General features: G+C 43.1%; 14 protein-coding genes and 1 pseudogene. 9 read left to right on the top strand and 6 right to left on the bottom strand.

The annotated features are described in order from the left end of the window. Positions 1 to 42: 42 nt before the first annotated feature. A complete protein-coding gene (locus AB4180_RS14450) occupies positions 43 to 1347 on the bottom strand; it encodes an inosine/guanosine kinase (protein ID WP_017097957.1) in 1305 nt (434 codons plus the stop codon). A gap of 143 nt (positions 1348 to 1490) precedes the next feature. After that, on the bottom strand, positions 1491 to 1967 hold the full coding sequence (locus AB4180_RS14445) for a CreA family protein (protein ID WP_102250383.1): 477 nt from the start codon (positions 1965 to 1967) through the stop codon (positions 1491 to 1493). A 248-nt stretch (positions 1968 to 2215) separates the two neighbouring features. On the opposite strand from AB4180_RS14445, the gene AB4180_RS14440 reads away from it, so the two are divergent. From AB4180_RS14440 to AB4180_RS14430, 3 genes are all read left to right on the top strand, one after another. Continuing rightward, positions 2216 to 2710 (top strand): hypothetical protein, encoded by a 495-nt coding sequence (locus tag AB4180_RS14440; protein ID WP_029222777.1) that lies wholly within the window; start codon positions 2216 to 2218, stop codon positions 2708 to 2710. 60 nt (positions 2711 to 2770) lie between these two features. Then, positions 2771 to 4579 carry an HD domain-containing phosphohydrolase gene (locus AB4180_RS14435; protein WP_017097955.1) on the top strand — a complete coding sequence of 603 codons (1809 nt, stop codon included), beginning with the start codon at positions 2771 to 2773 and terminating at the stop codon, positions 4577 to 4579. Positions 4580 to 4787: 208 nt separating this feature from the next. Then, on the top strand, positions 4788 to 5507 hold the full coding sequence (locus AB4180_RS14430; protein WP_102250384.1) for an HAD-IA family hydrolase: 720 nt from the start codon (positions 4788 to 4790) through the stop codon (positions 5505 to 5507). 419 nt (positions 5508 to 5926) lie between these two features. On the opposite strand, the gene AB4180_RS14425 is transcribed toward AB4180_RS14430, so the two are convergent. Both AB4180_RS14425 and AB4180_RS14420 read right to left on the bottom strand, forming a co-directional pair. Next, positions 5927 to 7351 (bottom strand): methyl-accepting chemotaxis protein, encoded by a 1425-nt coding sequence (locus AB4180_RS14425; protein WP_102250385.1) that lies wholly within the window; start codon positions 7349 to 7351, stop codon positions 5927 to 5929. 148 nt (positions 7352 to 7499) lie between these two features. Beyond that, positions 7500 to 8723 carry an aromatic amino acid transport family protein gene (locus AB4180_RS14420; protein WP_102250386.1) on the bottom strand — a complete coding sequence of 408 codons (1224 nt, stop codon included), beginning with the start codon at positions 8721 to 8723 and terminating at the stop codon, positions 7500 to 7502. Between the two features lie 447 nt (positions 8724 to 9170). Between AB4180_RS14420 and AB4180_RS14415 the strand changes: the two genes are divergently transcribed. The 3 genes from AB4180_RS14415 (at position 9171) to AB4180_RS14405 (ending at position 11434) form a co-directional block, all read left to right on the top strand. Continuing rightward, positions 9171 to 9299: a hypothetical protein gene (locus tag AB4180_RS14415; protein ID WP_017059831.1), complete on the top strand. Its 129-nt coding sequence runs from the start codon at positions 9171 to 9173 to the stop codon at positions 9297 to 9299. 194 nt (positions 9300 to 9493) lie between these two features. Continuing rightward, positions 9494 to 10105, top strand: coding sequence for an ACP phosphodiesterase (locus tag AB4180_RS14410; RefSeq protein WP_102250387.1), 612 nt, complete (start codon positions 9494 to 9496; stop codon positions 10103 to 10105). A 57-nt stretch (positions 10106 to 10162) separates the two neighbouring features. Continuing rightward, complete coding sequence (locus AB4180_RS14405) at positions 10163 to 11434, top strand: DEAD/DEAH box helicase (protein ID WP_012600681.1); 1272 nt, start codon at positions 10163 to 10165, stop codon at positions 11432 to 11434. A 168-nt stretch (positions 11435 to 11602) separates the two neighbouring features. Here the strand turns inward: AB4180_RS14405 and AB4180_RS14400 are convergent, their stop codons facing one another. Then, complete coding sequence (locus AB4180_RS14400; protein ID WP_009845253.1) at positions 11603 to 12334, bottom strand: TetR/AcrR family transcriptional regulator; 732 nt, start codon at positions 12332 to 12334, stop codon at positions 11603 to 11605. Between the two features lie 149 nt (positions 12335 to 12483). Here AB4180_RS14400 and AB4180_RS14395 point away from each other — a divergent pair, with 149 nt between their 5' ends. The 3 genes from AB4180_RS14395 to AB4180_RS14385 are packed head-to-tail and all read left to right on the top strand — an operon-like array spanning position 12484 to position 17683. After that, positions 12484 to 13572 carry an efflux RND transporter periplasmic adaptor subunit gene (locus AB4180_RS14395; RefSeq protein ID WP_102250388.1) on the top strand — a complete coding sequence of 363 codons (1089 nt, stop codon included), beginning with the start codon at positions 12484 to 12486 and terminating at the stop codon, positions 13570 to 13572. After that, positions 13572 to 14627: an efflux RND transporter periplasmic adaptor subunit gene (locus AB4180_RS14390; protein WP_102250389.1), complete on the top strand. Its 1056-nt coding sequence runs from the start codon at positions 13572 to 13574 to the stop codon at positions 14625 to 14627. The genes AB4180_RS14395 and AB4180_RS14390 overlap by 1 nt, the downstream gene beginning before the upstream one ends. Beyond that, on the top strand, positions 14624 to 17683 hold the full coding sequence (locus tag AB4180_RS14385; RefSeq protein ID WP_032555045.1) for an efflux RND transporter permease subunit: 3060 nt from the start codon (positions 14624 to 14626) through the stop codon (positions 17681 to 17683). Before AB4180_RS14390 ends, AB4180_RS14385 begins: the two co-directional genes overlap by 4 nt. 237 nt (positions 17684 to 17920) lie before the next feature. On the opposite strand, the pseudogene AB4180_RS14380 reads toward AB4180_RS14385, so the two are convergent. Continuing rightward, positions 17921 to 18463, bottom strand: a pseudogene (locus tag AB4180_RS14380) (EAL domain-containing protein); the annotation flags it as partial. Positions 18464 to 18472 lie beyond the last annotated feature (9 nt).

Genomic DNA, 18472 nt, shown 5'->3' with positions numbered 1-18472 from the left:
CTTGGCGTTAACCTCTAAGAGTTAACTACCTAATAGAGTCGCTTAACGATCCCAGTATGTTTCTTCTAAGCTATCTTCGCGTTCAGGTAGTGCACGAGAAAGGCGAGGAGAGTGCTGAGTCAACACTTCATAGCTTACACGGTTTGAGTACTTACAAATTTGAGACAGAGAAGAATACGTTAGACACGAGTGCTCGTGCTTTTCTGAGTTTGGTACATTCACGTGGTGGTAGCTGTTTGCTGCCATGTCGTGTAAAAGTGCAGAAAGTGCACCATCACCAGCACCATTGGTGTTTTTAATTTCGCGCGGGCCACCAAGATAAGGGCCAATGTGAGAGTATACTTTTACCGGATCTTGACAGTCTTGCTTACGCATAGCACGGCTGAACTCGAATTTATTGAACTCAGGAATGTTACCCGGTAATAATGGCAGAGTGGTTTCGCGTTTCGCAGGCTCGTCAGTGTAGCCAGCCATGTATAAACCGATAGGGCCTGCAGTACAGAGAACGAGGTCAACCCACTCAAGTGCTTTGTTAGCAGCTAGAAGCGGATCTTTTTCACCCGTTAACGCTTCACCTTCGTCTTCGTTCATCGCGACGATGGTTACGTTTTCTTTCAGATATTCTTGCCACCATTCCGCATTACCTTCGATCACGTACTTAGTACCAAGTGTTAGTACAACTGGCACATTGTGCGCTTTCGCGTATTCAATCGCTTTTTGTACCGCTTTTGGCATCGGATCTTCAGGTTTGCCGCGCATTAGGTATGACGACACAACCAATGCTGATGCTTTCTCGAACACTTTTTCAGGAACGCTTTCAGGAAGCAGTTGGTTCATGTGGCCTTCGTTGATTGCAAACGTACGTTCACCATCTTCAGAAATAAGCGTGTAGCAACGACCAATAGGACCATCAACCGTTTGAAGGTGATTTAGATTCATACGAGAAGAAGTGCGGCAAAGGTAACGATAACCAAATGAGCCAACTTCAATCTTCTTAGACATAACGCCGAGCAATACAGATTTACTGTCTGCAAGTACGGAATAGTTGTGCAGTGTGTTGCCGATAGTATCGCCAGGGTATTGATGCGTGATCAAACCGCGCTCAACTAACTCTTCGTACAGCGCATCTGCTTTACTCTCTTCCAATACCAGTGAGTGACCTTTACTCAGCTCATATTTTTCAAGGAACGCGTTATCAACACGGGCTTCGATATCAACAATCGTTTGACCAACACCGACAATTGTTGCGCGGTGAAGCTTAGGCGTTTGTTGCATTTGGTTGACCAACGGATCACGTGCGTGAGTTGGAAAGTAGTGTTTAGATTTACGCTGTCCAGGAAACTTCATATGAAAAATACAGTGAAAAAATTTTGCCGAATGATATCACATTTTGTTTCTGATTCTTTCATTTTTATTACATTTAGAATCACCTGTACGATGTCTGTACAGGTGACTCGTTTTACTTTTCGCTTGAGGGCATTTACGTGAGCCTATTCCGCTGGGAGGAGTGTTGCTGGATCAACGTAAGCCTCAGTACCCCATAGGGGAACGGTTGAAAGGCTATGCTTGAAACTGCCTTCTGTTTCTTTGGTGGTGTATGACAAGTAAAGCAGCGATTGATTCTCTACATCGTAGATACGACGAACCTTCATTGTTTTAAAGAAGATACTTTTTGATTGTTTGAACACCACTTCACCAGATTTGCTTTTGTCTATTTTAGCAATCATTTCTGATGTAATTTCACCGGTTTGACGACAAGAAATAGAGCTATCGCTTGGATCGGAAAGGCTAAGGTTTGCTTCGATTGAAGCGATATGACAAGTCACACCTGCGATTTTATCATCATCTAAAGAAGACATTTTGATATCCTTCATTGTGAAGAATCCAAGAGAGACGTCGCCAACCTCGTTGTCCGAACAGCCAGCCAACATTGTGATGATACCCGCTGCTATTAAGGCTTTTTTCATAAGAAGTCCTTTTTATTTATAGAGTTCTGTTTACTATAAGGATATTGAAAGCTTGAATACGAGTGTAGAGCTTTTCGTTAAGTTCTTAAAGGATGTTGTTGGATAATGGAAAATATGAAGCATTTAAAGTACTTGTTGGCCTTGGTCATGCTCTGTATGCTCTGTGCTTGTAGCTCGGCACCTCAGTCGAATATATGTCTTCCAAATAGCTGTGACATTTGGGGATACTAACCGTAGGTACTAAAAGAATGAATAACGAAATACCTGAAATTGTACAGAAGAAAAACCAATGGCTGTTTAGTCAACTCGATATTGCCTACCCCGCAAAAGAGAGCCTGCTAGGCCGAGAACTTTATCAAAGCAAACTCCCGTCCAAGACATACCAACTCCTCACCCAAGATCAAACACCTTCCCAAATTGATGAACTGCATAAAGTCGACTTCCATAAACTGACCGTACTTTTTTCACTTAACCAAGCCAGCGCTTACCAAGATGAAACCGAAAGGGCGTACATGTTAGAGTTTTTGAGTCAGATTATGTTATCTGACGAACATGTCTTATACATAGGGACTCAAAATGGTGATGTAGCAGCGAGCGCTATCGTTACAGAAGCGGAGGATTCTCTGCTAATCTCAGACGTTGTGGTTGGAAGTGGTCAAAGTATCAACGCTTTTGCTAAGCAGATCCTTGATTTTTGGGCACAAGATCATGCTTCTCGCGATAAAGTGTGGGTCGAGAACTAAAGGTTCTTTGAGAAAGCGTTAATCTAAGTAAAATACCCCGTCTTATTTAAAGGGTATTGTATGTACAAGCTATTGTTCTCAATCGCTGTATTGTGTGTTAGCGCTTATTCTTCACTCAGTTTTGCTAATGACTGGGATATCAAACGCATCCTAGTTTTACACTCATACGAACCTTCTTATCAGTGGACCGCTGACTTCCAAAAAGGGATAGACAGTGCGTTCAGCCAATCTCAAGCCGAAGTTAAACTCTCAATCGAGTATTTGGATTCAAAGCGCGTCCATAGCCCTGAGTACTACGATTCTATCGCAAACTACTTACGTACCAAATATGCAGATTATAAGTTTGATGGTGTAATCGCGACTGACGACAACGCGGCTAACTTCCTTGAATCTCTGCCTAGTTTGATCGATCGCTCCACACCTGTCGTTGCTGCCGGTATTAACGATTTCAGTACCGACATGTATTCGGTGTCTGATAGAGCAACCGTGCTTTATGAGAACGATCAGATAGACGTCAATATTGATCTAATTTCGAAGTTAAGACCTAACCTAAAAATACTGTATTTCATCAATGATTACAGTGTCACTTCTGAGTTAATTCGCAAAGAGATGAATCGCGTGATGACTGAGTTCCCTAATATCACATTGGTTGAAATACGCGATTTATCGTTAGTGCGTACCCGTCAGTTTTTGGAAGGTATCTCTGCTGATGACGCGGTTTTGCTCAGTCATTACAATACCGAATTGAATCGAGGCGTGTATCATACTTATCAAGAGGTTTCGGATACTTTGTCTAAAGCAAGTGCTGCTCCAGTGTTTGCTTTGTGGCAGTTCTATATTTCGGGAGATGTACTTGGTGGCTATGTGAATCACTCTCAAAGCATGGGTGAAGAGACGGTTAAGGCGCTCGATAAGTACCTACCTCTTGGTTTCGACGAACCTTTAACTCCAGGTGAGAACAAACGTTTTGTTTTCAATTATCCAGCGATGACAAATTTCGGTATCCGTGAGAGTGCGCTACCTGATGAGGCTGTATTCATTAATGAGCCTTCATCCTTTATTCGTAAAAACTTTCAGTTGCTATTGGGATTGTCGATGGTCATTGCAGGTTTGAGCCTGATTATTTTGATGCAATTTGTCACTCTACGCCAAAAGAAAGAACTGGCTAAAAAGAGCAAACGAATCTTAAAACTTCAGAAGCAAACACTGAATATTCAAAAAGATATGATTCATGTTCTCGGAGAGGCGATTGAAACTCGCTCTGGCGAAACCGGTAATCACGTTAAGCGTGTCGCCAAGTTGTCTGCGTTGCTTGCTAAGTATCGTGGCTTGAGCCATCGCGAGGTCGAGATGATAGAGATCATTAGTCCGATGCATGATGTGGGTAAAATTTCAGTCCCAGAATCAATCTTGGATAAACCAGGTAAATTGACCGAGCAAGAGTGGGAAGTGATGAAGCTTCACACAACGGCAGGCTATAACTTATTGAAGAGTGGAGCCGGTGATATTACCAATCTGGCTGCTATCATTGCCAACGAGCATCATGAACGTTGGGATGGGGCTGGATATCCTAATGGCAAAGTGGGTGACGAAATTCACTTGTTTGCCCGTATTACGGCCGTCGCGGATGTGTTTGATGCACTACTCAGTGCCCGTTGTTACAAAGAGCCGTGGCCATTAGAGATGGTTATCGATTTGTTCGAGAGAGAATGCGGCTGTCAGTTCGACCCTGAGCTTACTCAGTTACTACTGAGCCACTTACCCGAGTTTGTTGCTATTCGTGATTCGTATCCAGATACCATCACCGCGGAATGTCGCATTGAATTAACGGATAAACCTATTGTTATTGAAGAATTGGCCGTGAATTAACGGTTTATTGGCAAATAAAGTCGTGATTGGTGACGCTCAAAGTATATTAATTTAATGAGTACTGTTGCTTATGGTTAGGCATAAAGTGATCCACTGCATATTTCGCGTAGAGAAATAAGAGGCGATAGGTAAAGTGTTACCTTAATCATCACGCGTATTGAAAGAACACTATAGGATAAAACTTGAATTCAATGCGAGTGAGAGAGCTATGCGGTTAGAACAAACTAAATGTGTAATTTTCGATTGTGATGGAACACTCATCGATAGCGAGAAGCTGTGTTGCCAAGCCTTAGTGAATGTGTTTTCTGGCTTTGGGGCTAAGTTAAGCGTTAATGACTGCTATGTGCACTTTCAAGGTGGGAAGCTAGCTGACATCTTAATGGATACGCAAGCACGTTTAGGGCTATCTATCTCCATCGATACACTCGAGCCGCTTTATCGCACTGAATTAGAAGCCTTGTTCCGACGCCATTTAAAGCCGATGGATGGTGCTATTGAGCTTATTGAATTCCTCAAGCAACAAGACATTGAGTTTTGTATCGCTTCCAATGCGCCTAAATCTCGAGTTGAATCCTCATTGGCAATGACAGGAATGCTCGACGACTTCAAAGGCAAAGTATTTTCAGCTTTTGATGCCAATAGCTGGAAACCGGAGCCCGACCTGATCATGTATACCGCAATGAATATGGGCTTTTTACCAAACGAATGTATTTATGTTGATGACACGGTGAAAGGCATTGAAGCAGGGGTTCGTGCGGGTATTCAATCTTTTAGATTGCGACCAACGTTTGAAGGTTCATTGAGTGATAATACCGAAGCCGACATAGCAGCTCAGGATATTTACAGTTTGGAAGAAATATCGATTTGGATTAATGGCAAGCGCTGCTCAAGTGGTGGTATACCGCACTCTGGAGCTTTGGTGGGGTAGAGCCTAATTGAAGGCTGACTACTTTGCTTAATTGTGTTGTGTGGAAACCACATGCAGCACAAGTGAACTTCTCTCCACTTTCTGAAAGTAGATATTCGTCATGTTGGCATAAAGGGCATGTGATGTCGTCGGTGTATGGTGCATCTGTTTTATTCATTATGTGTCACCTGCAGCAAAAGGGTAAGCGAAAATAAGACCCGTTCAAATAGATTACCCCTAAGCTCGATTATTAGACAGTTTTGGCTCCTCTTAATCCCTCCTTTGCGACTTACTTCATGTTAATAACTGAGGAGTATGGATTTACCATGGTTATTAATCGGCACCAATAAAAAGGACTCTATATGAGTCCTTTTTAGGTTTGTTCTTAATTCTGAGCAATAAGCATTAAGTGCAAATAGCTGATAGCTGATAGCTATTTGCTAAGTGCGGTATCTTGCCAAAGTTTGAGACAGAGAAACCGATGCTTCCGTCAGCTTAGATACGCCCTTTGAAGAGTTTTGAGCGACATCTTTGATTACGTCTGATTGGCCTCGTATATCATTAAGCTCAGCAGCGATGGTATTCGCTACGTTGCTTTGTTCATCAGCTGACGTTGCTATTTGTAGACTCATGTCCATTAGCGCTTGTGCGGAATCTGCAATCGAGTTTACGTCATCACCGATATGTGAAATGAGTTGGCTACTGGTTTGCGCTTGATCAACCGTTTGCACCGTGATCTTAGCAATATTTTGACTCTCTTGCTGTAAGCGTTCAATCATCGTTTGGATCTCAACCGTAGCGGATTGAGTTCTGCTAGCAAGCGTTCTCACTTCATCAGCAACAACGGCGAAACCACGACCTTGTTCACCCGCACGAGCTGCTTCAATCGCGGCATTTAGTGCAAGTAAGTTGGTTTGCTCTGAAATCGCGTTGATCGTGGTGATGACTTCGTTGATTTGGCTTGTATTTACATTCAAGCTCGTAACAGAAGATGAGGTTTGCTCAATCAAAGAAGAAAGGGTGGTTATCTCTGAGATTGCTTGCTGAACCATAGCATGACTATCATTGATTTGTTGAGCATCTTGCTCTGCTTGCTCTGTAGAGCGCGCAGAGATATTAGATACTTCATTCGCTGATGCCGTCATTTGGTCCATTGCCGTTGCAACAGAGTCTAGAGATGAATTCTGGCTCATAATCTGTGTTTCACTGCGCTTCATCTCTTTTTCGAAAGAAGCTGACGTTTCACTCAGTGTCGCTGCGTTTTGGTTTACGTTATTGACTAGTTCACTTAGCGTATCCATTGAACGGTCAAGGGCGCAACCAATCGTACCAAACTCATCTCGGCCTGGATGGAAGCCAAGGCGAGATGTTAAATCACCATCACCAATCTTTTGAGTGGTTGAGTAAAGAACCCAAAGTGCGCCACCTAGGAAGGTTGCAACCCAGTAACAGAAAAGACCAAAAGGCAAACACCATAAAAGACTGAGTAATAATGTGTACAGAGCTTGCTGCTTTTGGTTCTGTGTATCAGTAGTTGAAACGGTAAGAGAGTAGTGGTTGCCATCTTGTGCCAGTGCCGTAGCAGTCACCGAACCCGTGTTTGAAATAGTGGTTTCTTGAAGGCGTGTTTGTTGGCTAACAGAACGAACCGAAGTTGGGGAATCTGACGCTGATAAAATGCCTTGCAATTGAAACTCAACCTGCTGTTTTGCACTTGCGTCAATTTGTTCTAGCTTGTTGACATAGTTGAAGCCAGCGAGGCTTGCTACAGCGGCGAAAAAGATCAAGAAAATGACCCAAAACTTGTCGTTAATAGACATTTTAATAAACAGTTTGTCTATCGTTCTAAATTGTACTTCTTTCATAAAAACTCCACGGTAAATCCTTTACCGTGGACTCTAAATAACCGACCTTAATAAAAATGTGATTCCGATCGATTAATTATGAAAATTCATGATAGCAATATATCGTTCATGAGACATCAATCAAGTATTTTTGCTCTCGATGGGTTTATTAGCCTAATGATGGTAATAACCCTACTGAAATAAGGATTTGAATTGCAATGATAAACACGCCAACGCTACCCGCTAAAAACAGCGCTTTGCTTCCACCTAACACTTGGTAAGTTGATTCTGTAGCGTGAGGTTTTACTAATAAATCTGTGTAACGAACTTTGTATACCATCACTGTCGGCAGCAGAATTGCGAGCACTGAAAGTGCAATGGCAGCGTAACCCAAAGCCATGATAAAACCTTGTGGGTAGAACAAGGCAAAACCTAATGGTGGTAAAAAAGTGATAGCGGCCGTTTTAACGCGTTTGGCATTGCCTAGTTTCTTGCTTAGAGAATCACCCATGAATTCAAATAAGCCCAAGCTTACGCCAATAAAAGAAGTAAGAAGTGCAAGGTCCGCGAACACACCGACGATCACGCTCAGGTTGGATTGATGAACAGTTTGCGATAGTGAGACTAGAAGCGCACCCAAGCTAGTATCAGACAATAATTGCTCTTGGCTAACCACACCCAACGTAACACTCTGCCAGAAAACATAGATGACCAAAGGCAGTGCAGAGCCAATAATCATGACCTTACGTAAAGAGCGAACGTCACCATCCAGGTATCGAACAATTGAAGGGATGCTGCCGTGGAAACCAAAAGAGGTAAACACAACCGGTATCGCAGCAACAATCAGGCCTTGCTGCAAAGGCATGCTCATTAGGTATTGAGAGCTGATGTTTGGTGCTAGGAAGCTGAGTACCAGTACCATCGCAATCAGTTTAAGTCCGAATAAAACGCGGTTAACTTTATCAACACTGTGTGTACCAATCGTAACAACTCCCGCAACTAACAGTGTAAATAGGAGTGTAGTGACTTGGCCATTGAGTTCAATGCCTGCAATATCCGATATACGTTGGTTAAACTGCGCTCCGCCACCTGCAATGTATGCGGCACACAAAGCGTAGAAAAGAAACATCACGGCGAAGCTTGCGATCCACTTTCCTTTCGTTCCCAAAATCGTGTGAGCTAACGTGTGTAGAGTTGCGTCTGATTCAGCGAATTGATGAAGCTCTACCATTAATAATGCGGTGAAGGCCATGAGAGCCCATAAGCCAAGCATTAGAAATAGTGAAGTTGAAAAGCCAATTCCTGCAGATGCGAGTGGAAGAGCGAGCATGCCGGCACCAATGGTTGTGCCTGCAATGATCAAAGTACTGCCAAAAACCTTTGATTTATTCATTGTATATAATTCTTTACGTTAGGGTGGGTTTTCGTTGTATTTCTTCTGGTCTAAGAGAATAAACCCAAAGAATATCTCGATTTTCAAGTATCTTGATTGAGTTTAATTCCAAATGCAATGTTTAATGTAATTAAAAATATCCACTGTATATTAATATGTACAGTGGTTGGTGCGTAAGGAACTAAAAATGCTTAAGCAAACGTTTGAGTGTGATTTGCATCAAAATTTATAGGGTAATTTGTTGTAATTGGTGTAAGGTGGCAGTACATATGTCGTTCGCGTATGCCCCTTTAGCGTAAACAAGCGTTAATGATCGCGAGTAGCTTCAAGCTATAAATATGGAATGGGTAGAGTAGAGTGCGTTCATCAAAGTGACATAATATAAGTCCAAGATGGTGCACTAGTTAATCGGACAACATGTCCACACCAAGGAATAGAGGGGGCACTATGAGTGACCAATCTTATAATGACGAAAGTCTAGAGTTGTTAGATGCTATGGAAATTGGTATCGATTTATCTGACTATGAACAGACGGTTAAACAATTAGCAGAAGAGCTTTTCAAGTCTTCGAACTAAGTTTTTAAGATCTTTAATTAGGTTTTACTGAACTAAAGGTTTCTGTAGTTCAACGTTCTCAAATTAAACAATTCTTAAACTGAGCAAATCTCATTCGCTCACACGTCATAACAAAACTATCCTCATTAAAGTTCGCGAAGATAAACGAGTACGTTTACCATGTTACTTAGTTCTCGATACTTTAATGAGGTTCAATGAACTTTCTCGCACACCTCCACATCGCCAAGCATTGTAAAAGTAACTTAGCGGGTAATCTGTTAGGTGACTTCGTTAAAGGCGACCCTAGTAAATACTATTCAAACTCACTTTCAGACGGAATAAGACTTCATCGATTCGTTGATAGCTATACTGATCATCATGATGTGTCTCGTTCTGCAAAATCGCTTTTCTCACACCAAACACGACGCTTTGCACCTATCGCACTCGATGTATTTTGGGATCACTGCTTAGCCAATCATTGGGCTCAGTTCTCAACGCAATCACTTGAGCGCTTTTGCGTAGACAGCCATCAACAGATCTTTGAACACCAAGAGCCTCATTGGCCTGAGCACTTCATTACTGTTCACCAGAAAATGGCAGAACAACGTTGGTTGCTAAGTTATCAAGACATGTCTTCCATTGAGGTGGTATTGCAACGCATGGCTTTGAGACGGCCAAAGCTTGGGATGCTTAAATCTTGCTATCACGATCTAGAACATCACTACAACACGTTGCAGTGTCACTTTTATGAGCTTTATCCTAGTGTTTTAGAAGAAGCGAAGCAGTTTAATTCGCTTCAAATGAAGAAAAATCAAAAGGAAAGGTAAACAGCGTAATGCAGGTTTGCTACAATCCGCGCCTATTTAATCTTTGAGCATCATACTATGTCTGAATCTACAAAATCTTTTAACCAACTAGGATTATCTGAGCATCTTCTTGCTACGCTATCAGAGCTTAACTTTACGGCTCCTACCAGTGTTCAAGAACAAGCGATTCCATTGGTATTAGAAGGCAAAGATGTATTGGCTGGTGCTCAAACGGGTACAGGTAAAACGGCCGCATTTGGTTTGCCCATTATCCAAAGATTAATCGAGACAAAAGACAACGTTATTCCAAACCCGAAGCTAGTTCGTGCGCTTGTGTTGGTACCAACACGCGAACTAGCGCAACAGGTTTTCGATAACGTAACCAGCTACGCAAAGGGCACCGACATCAAAGTCGTGGTGGCTTACGGCGGCGTTAGTATGAAGGTTCAAACTGAAAACCTACGCGGGGGAGCTGATATTCTTGTCGCGACTCCGGGCCGTCTTATCGACCATATGTTCACTAAGAACATCATGTTGAGCCACACTGAAGTGTTGGTACTGGATGAAGCAGACCGCATGCTAGACATGGGTTTCATGCCTGATATCAAACGCATTCTTTCTCGTATGAATGAGGTGCGACAGACTCTGTTCTTCTCTGCGACGTTTGATAACAAAATTAAAGCTCTGGCACATCGAATGATGCAGTCGCCAAGCGAAATTCAAGTGACGCCAAAAAACAGTACCGCTGACACCGTTACCCAGATGGTTTATCCCGTTGATAAATCGCGCAAGAGTGAATTATTGGCTTATTTGATTGGCTCAAAGAACTGGCAACAAGTGTTGGTGTTTACTAAGACTAAGCAGGGCACCGATGCTCTCGTTAAAGAGCTTAAGCTAGATGGCATTAAAGCGGCATCAATCAATGGTGATAAGAGCCAAGGTGCGCGCCAAAAAGCATTAGACGATTTCAAGTCAGGCAAAGTACGCGCGTTAATTGCAACCGACGTGGCAGCTCGAGGTATTGATATCCAGCAACTAGAACAAGTTGTGAATTACGATATGCCATTTAAAGCGGAAGACTACGTTCACCGTATTGGTCGTACTGGCCGTGCTGGCAACAGTGGTTTAGCGATCTCTTTGATGAGCCAGGATGAAGCTTACCTACTGGGTGACATTGAACGATTGCTGGATACGCGCTTGCCTCAAGAGTGGCTAGAGGGTTTTGAACCAAGCCTAGAAAAAGATCTAGCCCCCGATCGAGGTGGTCGCAGTAAAAGTCGTTCATCAGAAAAACGTAAGATGAAAGCGAAACTTAAGATTCACCAAAACCGCGGTAAAGCACGTCGCTAAACTTGCTGGCGGTTGCATCGTTTGTGATACTGTAAAAACATAAGCAGACTTGCTCAGACATAAAAATGCCCCGCTACTGATATATTCAGTAGCGGGGCATTTTCGTTTTCGTTTTCGTTTTAAGCACTAAGCATGAAACTTAAAGCCGCGATTTTAGTGTTTGTTTTGCTAGTGTTCGCATTTCCACACACAAGGGACTTCATAAATAAGCTCTTCAATCGAACTCGTATTCAATACCCATTCATCACTGATATTGAACGTACTGATCATTTGCTTGTTGAACAATTGCCAATGATTTAACAATGCTTCTTCAGGTGTCGATTGCATGTCGCCTTCATTCCATGTGCTTTCCATGAAAGGAGTAAGGCATACCGCTCCGTGCGCATACATGATCATTTGCCATTTAATTTCGTAAATGTTGATCAAATTATCTGGATTCGCATCATTATATTCATCTGCCAACATATTGATTTGTTTTTCGATATCACCAACATTGTCGATAAAGTAATCGACCAAGTTGTCTTTTTGGCGAACAGAGTCGGTGATAAGTTGCATCGGTTTGCGTGAGTGAATCATGTTGCTAAAGAGGCGCATACTGAATAAATAGATAGTAATGTTTGGCGCGACGCCTTTTGGTAATTCTTCTACGATTTTAGCAATGTATGACTGAAAATAATCATGTAAACAATCACTTATAGCATGCCAGATTTTCTCTTTGCTACCAAAATGGTGGCGAATAAGGCTATGAGATACGCCTGCTTTCTCACTGATGTTACGAAGAGAAACACTGTCATAACCATGCTCACAGAACATATCCGCAGCTACACCCATGATCAAAAATCTCGTCTCTTCAGCGTCTTTCGCGCTTCTTCTGCCTTGTTTCTTTTCAGTCATCTTCATTTCTACATTTACCTGATTACCACATTCTACACTGTTTTCCTTGAAATAAAAAATACTGCACAGGTGGAAAGTAAATCTTGAGAATTCTTTAATAATAAATATACTGCCCACCTGTGTAATAAATCATAATAATTAAATGGAGAAGCATCATGCAATCCAATTTGTCTATCAAAGCGATACCGACCAAGCGTACGGGCGTGGTTATTGCCGCACTATTGCTCGCAAGCTCTCTAACTGGATGTAACAAAGTTCAGTCAGAGGAAAATGAGCAGGTAATCAAGCCTGTAAAGTTATTTGAGATTCCTCTGCAGGCAGATATCGAGCTTGATAGTTTTATCGCAAAAGTGGATGCAACCGACCGTGCTGCGCTTTCATTTCAAGTGGGTGGTGATATCGAAGTTTTCGATGTTCGTATGGGACAAGAAGTTAAGAAAGGTCAGGTGCTAGCCGCATTAGACGCGACGGATTACCGTATTGCCGTTGATGCAGCTCAAGCTAAATTTGACTTGGCGAACAGCCAATACAAGCAAGCTTCTGAGCTGTATTCGAAAAAGTTAGTCAGTACCGATTACTACGACCAAGCCGTCAACACCTTTACTGCCGCTGACGTTGAGTTGGAACAAGCAAAAACAAACCTTGGTTACACCACATTAGTTGCTCCATTCGATGGCGTGGTATCGATGGTGTTTGGTAAGCAATATCAGTTAATTGCTGAAAAGCAGCCAGTTCTTAATATTTTGAATCACAGTGAAATGGATGTGACGTTCTCTATTCCGGTATCTAAGCTTGAAGACCGTTCTATTCAAGACCTAACGAGCTCAAACATGTGGGTTGTAATGGATAGCCACCGCGGTATTCGTATCCCAACGCGTTTTAAAGAGATCTCTACACAACCAGATGAAGACACCAACAGCTACCAAGCGGTTGTATCTATCGACAAGCCGGTAGGCATCAATCTACTTTCTGGAATGACAGCGCAAGTTGAAGTTCAGAAGAGTAAGTCAGACTACGGTATTGGCATTGTTGATTCAGCTTGGCTAACCAAACAAGCTGACCATGGTGAGCTATGGCGCTATAACCCAGACTCTCGATCGATTTCTAAAGTACAAGTCCTGCTTGATGAGCAAGGTAAAGTTATAGAAGGTCTTTCTTCTGGTGATCTTATCGTTGAAGCCGGTGTGGATGTGTTATCTGACGGACAGCAAGTAAAAGCTTGGCTTCGTGAGGGGGGTATTTAATGAACCTTTTAAAATTATCAGTTGTTGTCGCGTCGGTTTTGTTACTTCAAGCCTGTAACAATGAAGCTGTACACCGTGAACAACCGCCTTTATTGGTTTCTACCTTTGACGTTGGCGCGCCGCTGACTGATCAGTTCAGAAGTTTTAATGGACAGGTGATGCCTGCAGAACTTACACCGTTGGCATTTAAGCTTGCAGGCGAAATTCAACAAGTATTGGTGGAAGCCGGTGACAAAGTCGAAAAAGGGCAGTTATTAGCCACCTTAGATAACGCAACGTACCTTCAAGATCTAACTGATGCTAAATCTCAATTCAAACTGGCGAGCAAACAGTTGGCCCGTGGTACGGAGATGTTTGGCAGCAAGATGTTATCGCAATCAGAACACGACCAACTTACGGCCAACTACAAACTAGCATCGGCGAATTTGGCGGCAGCAAAACGCAAGTTAAGTTACACAGAGCTTTTAGCGCCATTCTCAGGAACAGTTTCAACCGTAGATAAGCAACGATTCGAAAACACGACCCCTGGAGAAACACTCCTGAGTGTGTACCAGAACGATAAGGTGTATGTGCGAATTCAAGTGTCAGATTCGATCTTGGCGTCGATCAGCCCAGACATGCGTTCGAGCAGTTACCGCCCACAAGCAACTTTTGGAGGTCACTCGGGGGAATATCCTCTGACGTATCTAGAGCACACTAGCGAATTGCACCCACAATCACGTACCTACGAGTTTTGGATGCAGATGCAGCAGCCTGAAAGTGAAATTCTGCCGGGCATGAGCGTTACGGTCAATGTGGATATGGCGAAAGCGGGTCTGAGTGATGTTCAAGGTTACCAGTTACCAATGACAACGCTAGAAGCGGGCTCTGAAGCTAATCAGTTCTATGTGTGGAAAATGGAAGACGGACAAGCATTCAAAAGCGAAGTAGAAGTCGACAAAATCAGTGGCCAAGGCGCATTAATCGCTCATGGTGTTGAGCAAGGTGATCGACTCGTAAACTCGAATCTAAGAAAACTCCGTGACGGAATCGAATTGTCAGGAAAAGCAGAATGAACATCGCAGAATATTCAATTAAAAACAAAGTAATCAGCTGGCTGTTTCTAGTCATTTTGGCCATTGGCGGTGTGTCGTCTTTTGGCAACCTATCCCGTTTAGAAGACCCAGCTTTTACCATTAAAGATGCAATGATTATTTCAACTTACCCTGGCGCTACGTCTATGGAAGTTGAAGAAGAGTTAACGTATCCACTTGAAAAAGAGATACGACAACTGCCTTATATCGACAAGATCACTTCAACGTCGTCGAATGGTATGTCTCAAATTATGGTCAGCATGAAGATGGACTACGGTCCAGACGAGTTGCCCCAAATTTGGGATGAAATGCGTCGTAAAATCAACGACCTACAGCCAACACTACCCAGTGGTGTTAATTCAGTTCAGATTATTGATGATTTTGGTGACGTATTTGGTGTGATGATCATGCTGACCGGTGATGGTTACGATTATGTCGAGCTAAAACAGTACGCAGATTACCTAACGCGTGAAATCGAATTGGTTGACGGTGTTGGCAAAGTGAGTATTGCGGGTGACCAACAAGAGCAATTGTTTGTTGAGATGTCACTTGAGCGTTTAGCGGCGTTGAACCTAGATATGTCGATGGTAACGTCACTGTTAGCACAACAAAACAGTGTGGTTTCGGCTGGAGAGGTGATGCTGAATGGTCAAAGCCTAACGATCAAGCCTAACGGCACTTTGAGCACGGTTGAAGAGTTAGAAAACCTGATCATTCATGGTCGTGATACGGGCAACCTCATTCGCTTGAAAGATGTCGCTGAAGTGACTCGCGGTATCCAAGAAAAGCCAGGTAACGTATTAACTTACAATGGCAAACCAGCGATCAACCTAGGTATTGCGTTCTCTTCAGGCGTAAACGTCGTCGAAATTGGTAACGCGTTAGATGCCGAACTGGATCGTTTAGAAAGCATTAAGCCTGCCGGTGTAGAGCTGAACTACTTCTACAACCAAGCGCAAGAAGTAGACAAATCAGTGGCTGACTTTTTAATCAGCCTAGTAGAAGCCGTTGCTATTGTTATCATCGTACTGCTTTTTGCAATGGGTTTACGCAGTGGTTTGATCATCGGTCTAGTGCTTCTATTGACGGTATTTGGAACCTTCATCCTGATGGACTACAACGATGTCGAACTGCACCGTATTTCACTGGGTGCACTTATCATCGCTCTCGGTATGCTGGTGGATAATGCGATTGTTGTCGTTGAAGGTATTCTGGTTGGCTTGAAGAAAGGAAAGACTAAACTTCAAGCAGCGAAGGACATCGTGACACAAACACAATGGCCACTATTGGGTGCGACCATTATTGCTATCACGGCCTTTGCACCAATCGGTTTGTCGAAAGACGCGACAGGTGAATTCATGGGCTCACTGTTCTGGGTTTTGTGTTTTTCATTGTTCTTGAGCTGGGTTACAGCGCTAACGCTGACTCCGTTCCTTGCAGAAATGATGCTGAAAGAAGAAGACAAGGTCGATGAGAACGAAGACCCATACAAAGGTATTCTGTTCGTTGTATTCGGCGCGTGTCTGAAAGTAGCACTTCGATTTAGGTGGCTTACCGTAGTAAGTATGGTCGCGCTATTAGCAGTTTCTGTGGTTGGTTTTGGTATGGTGAAGCAGCAGTTCTTCCCGCCATCAAATACGCCAATGTTTTACGTCGATATGTGGATGCCGGAAGGTACCGATGTACGTGAAACGATTAAGCAGACAGAAAAAGTTGAAAGCTACATTCGCCAGCAAGACGACGTTGAGTTTGTAACTACAACAGTTGGCCAAGGCATGCAACGTTTTGCGCTGACATACCAACCCGAGAAAAGTTACGAAGCGTACAGTCAACTGCAGGTACGAACGACTGACCGAGACACCATGTTTAAAGTCCTAGAAGGGCTAGACAAGGACTTGGCCAATAAATTTGAACAACCTACGTTCCAATTTAAATTGATTGAGTTTGGCCCGTCGCCAGCGTCAAAAATCGAAGCTCGTATTAGCGGTGCAGACCCGCAGATCCTTCGCAGCATAGCTGTTGAGGTAGAAGATATCTTGTTGGCGGATCCTGGTTCTCGAAATGTGCGTCACGACTGGCGTGAACGCACCAAAGAGCTCGTGCCACTGTTTAACGAATCAAAGGCACGTCGCCTTGGTATTTCAAAGACGGATCTGTCTGAGACATTACAGATGGCGTTTGGTGGCTACAACATCGGTTTACTGCGCGATGGTACGCACATGTTACCTATCGTGGCACGCCTGCCTGAAGAAGAGCGTTTTGACTTTGAATCACTGAACAATGTGAAGATCTGGAGCCCATCACTGCAAACCTACATTCCTGTAGAACAAGTGATCGATGGGGTTGAGCTTCAATGGTCTGAGCCACTGATTCAACGTCGTGACAGAAAACGTACGTTAACGGTTCTGGCTGATCACGATGTATTGGGTGATGAAACACCAGCTAGCTTGTTTGCTCGCGTAAAACCACAAGTAGAAGCATTGGCTCTACCAGAAGGTTACAGCATCAGTTGGGGCGGTGAGTACGAGAGTTCTAAAGATGCACAAGAATCTCTATTTGGTTCACTGCCAATGGGTTATTTGTTGATGTTTATCATCACTATGCTTCTGTTCAACTCGGTTCGTAAGCCACTTGTGATTTGGTTTACGGTGCCACTCTCTATCATTGGCGTTTCGATTGGTCTGTTAGGTACTAATATGCCATTTAGCTTCACTGCGTTCTTAGGTCTATTGAGTCTAAGTGGCATGATTTTGAAGAACGGTATCGTACTGCTTGACCAGATCAACAGTGAGCTACAAACAGGTAAAGACCCATATTTAGCGGTTGTCGACAGCGCGATCAGTCGTGTACGACCGGTATCTATGGCAGCACTAACGACTATCTTGGGCATGATTCCCTTGGTATTCGATGCATTTTTCGGCTCGATGGCGATTACCATCATGGCAGGCTTAGGCTTTGCTACAGTACTAACGCTAATAGTAGTACCAGTGATGTTCGCCATTCTATATAGAATCAAACCGTCCACTGCGGGTTATTAGGGATTGATATAAAACAGATTCTTTTAAGCCAGCCCAGTCAATTTTGATTGGGCTTTTTTACGGATATGATTTGATAAAACAAGACGAAGATAGGTCCGAACTAAGAGGACGTTGCGATAGCAATGCGTGCCTTAACAAGGATCGTTTTAAAAGATAGGTATTATAAAAGTCGTTAGCCAATGGTAAAGCGGCTTCCGGTATAATAGAGAATAGGGGCTAGATTCTAGATTCTAGATTCTAGATTGCTAGGCGGATATCCAACTCAATCGGCTTTGGCATGGCTAAGTGATAGCCTTGATACATATCGAAGCCTAAACTTTGCATCGCAGTCAGTTGCTGTTGGGTTTCTATCCCTTCGATGACCGTCTTTGCACCGATTTGGTTGGCAAGCTTAACTACTAACTCCATTTTTTGAGTATCACCGTTTTCAAAATCCAACATCACAGAGCGATCGATTTTGATGATATGAGGAGTGATATGACGAACACGTTGCTCTGTTGACGCCTGTGCTCCAAAGTCATCAACCGCGATTTGAAAACCATTATCTGCAAGTGAGTGGGCCGCGTTTTTTAAACGTTCTTCACTTTCTACATTAAGTTCGACCAACTCCATGACGATTTGTTCGCACGATAAGTTAAGCTCGTGAAGACGTTTAGCTAACAGAGTGTCTTTTACTTTTTCTGATGCAAACAACTCACCAACGTTTGGAAGAACGTTCAAAAAAAGGTTTAAGTGACGGACCGTCGATTGTGCGAAGTTACGGATGTGAATGGCTTTGTTGCGTAATTA

The sequence above is a fragment of the Vibrio sp. 10N.286.49.C3 genome (genome assembly GCF_041469545.1).
Classification (GTDB): Bacteria; Pseudomonadota; Gammaproteobacteria; order Enterobacterales; family Vibrionaceae; genus Vibrio; species Vibrio tasmaniensis_A.
This window is presented reverse-complemented; position numbering and strand designations above follow the sequence as displayed.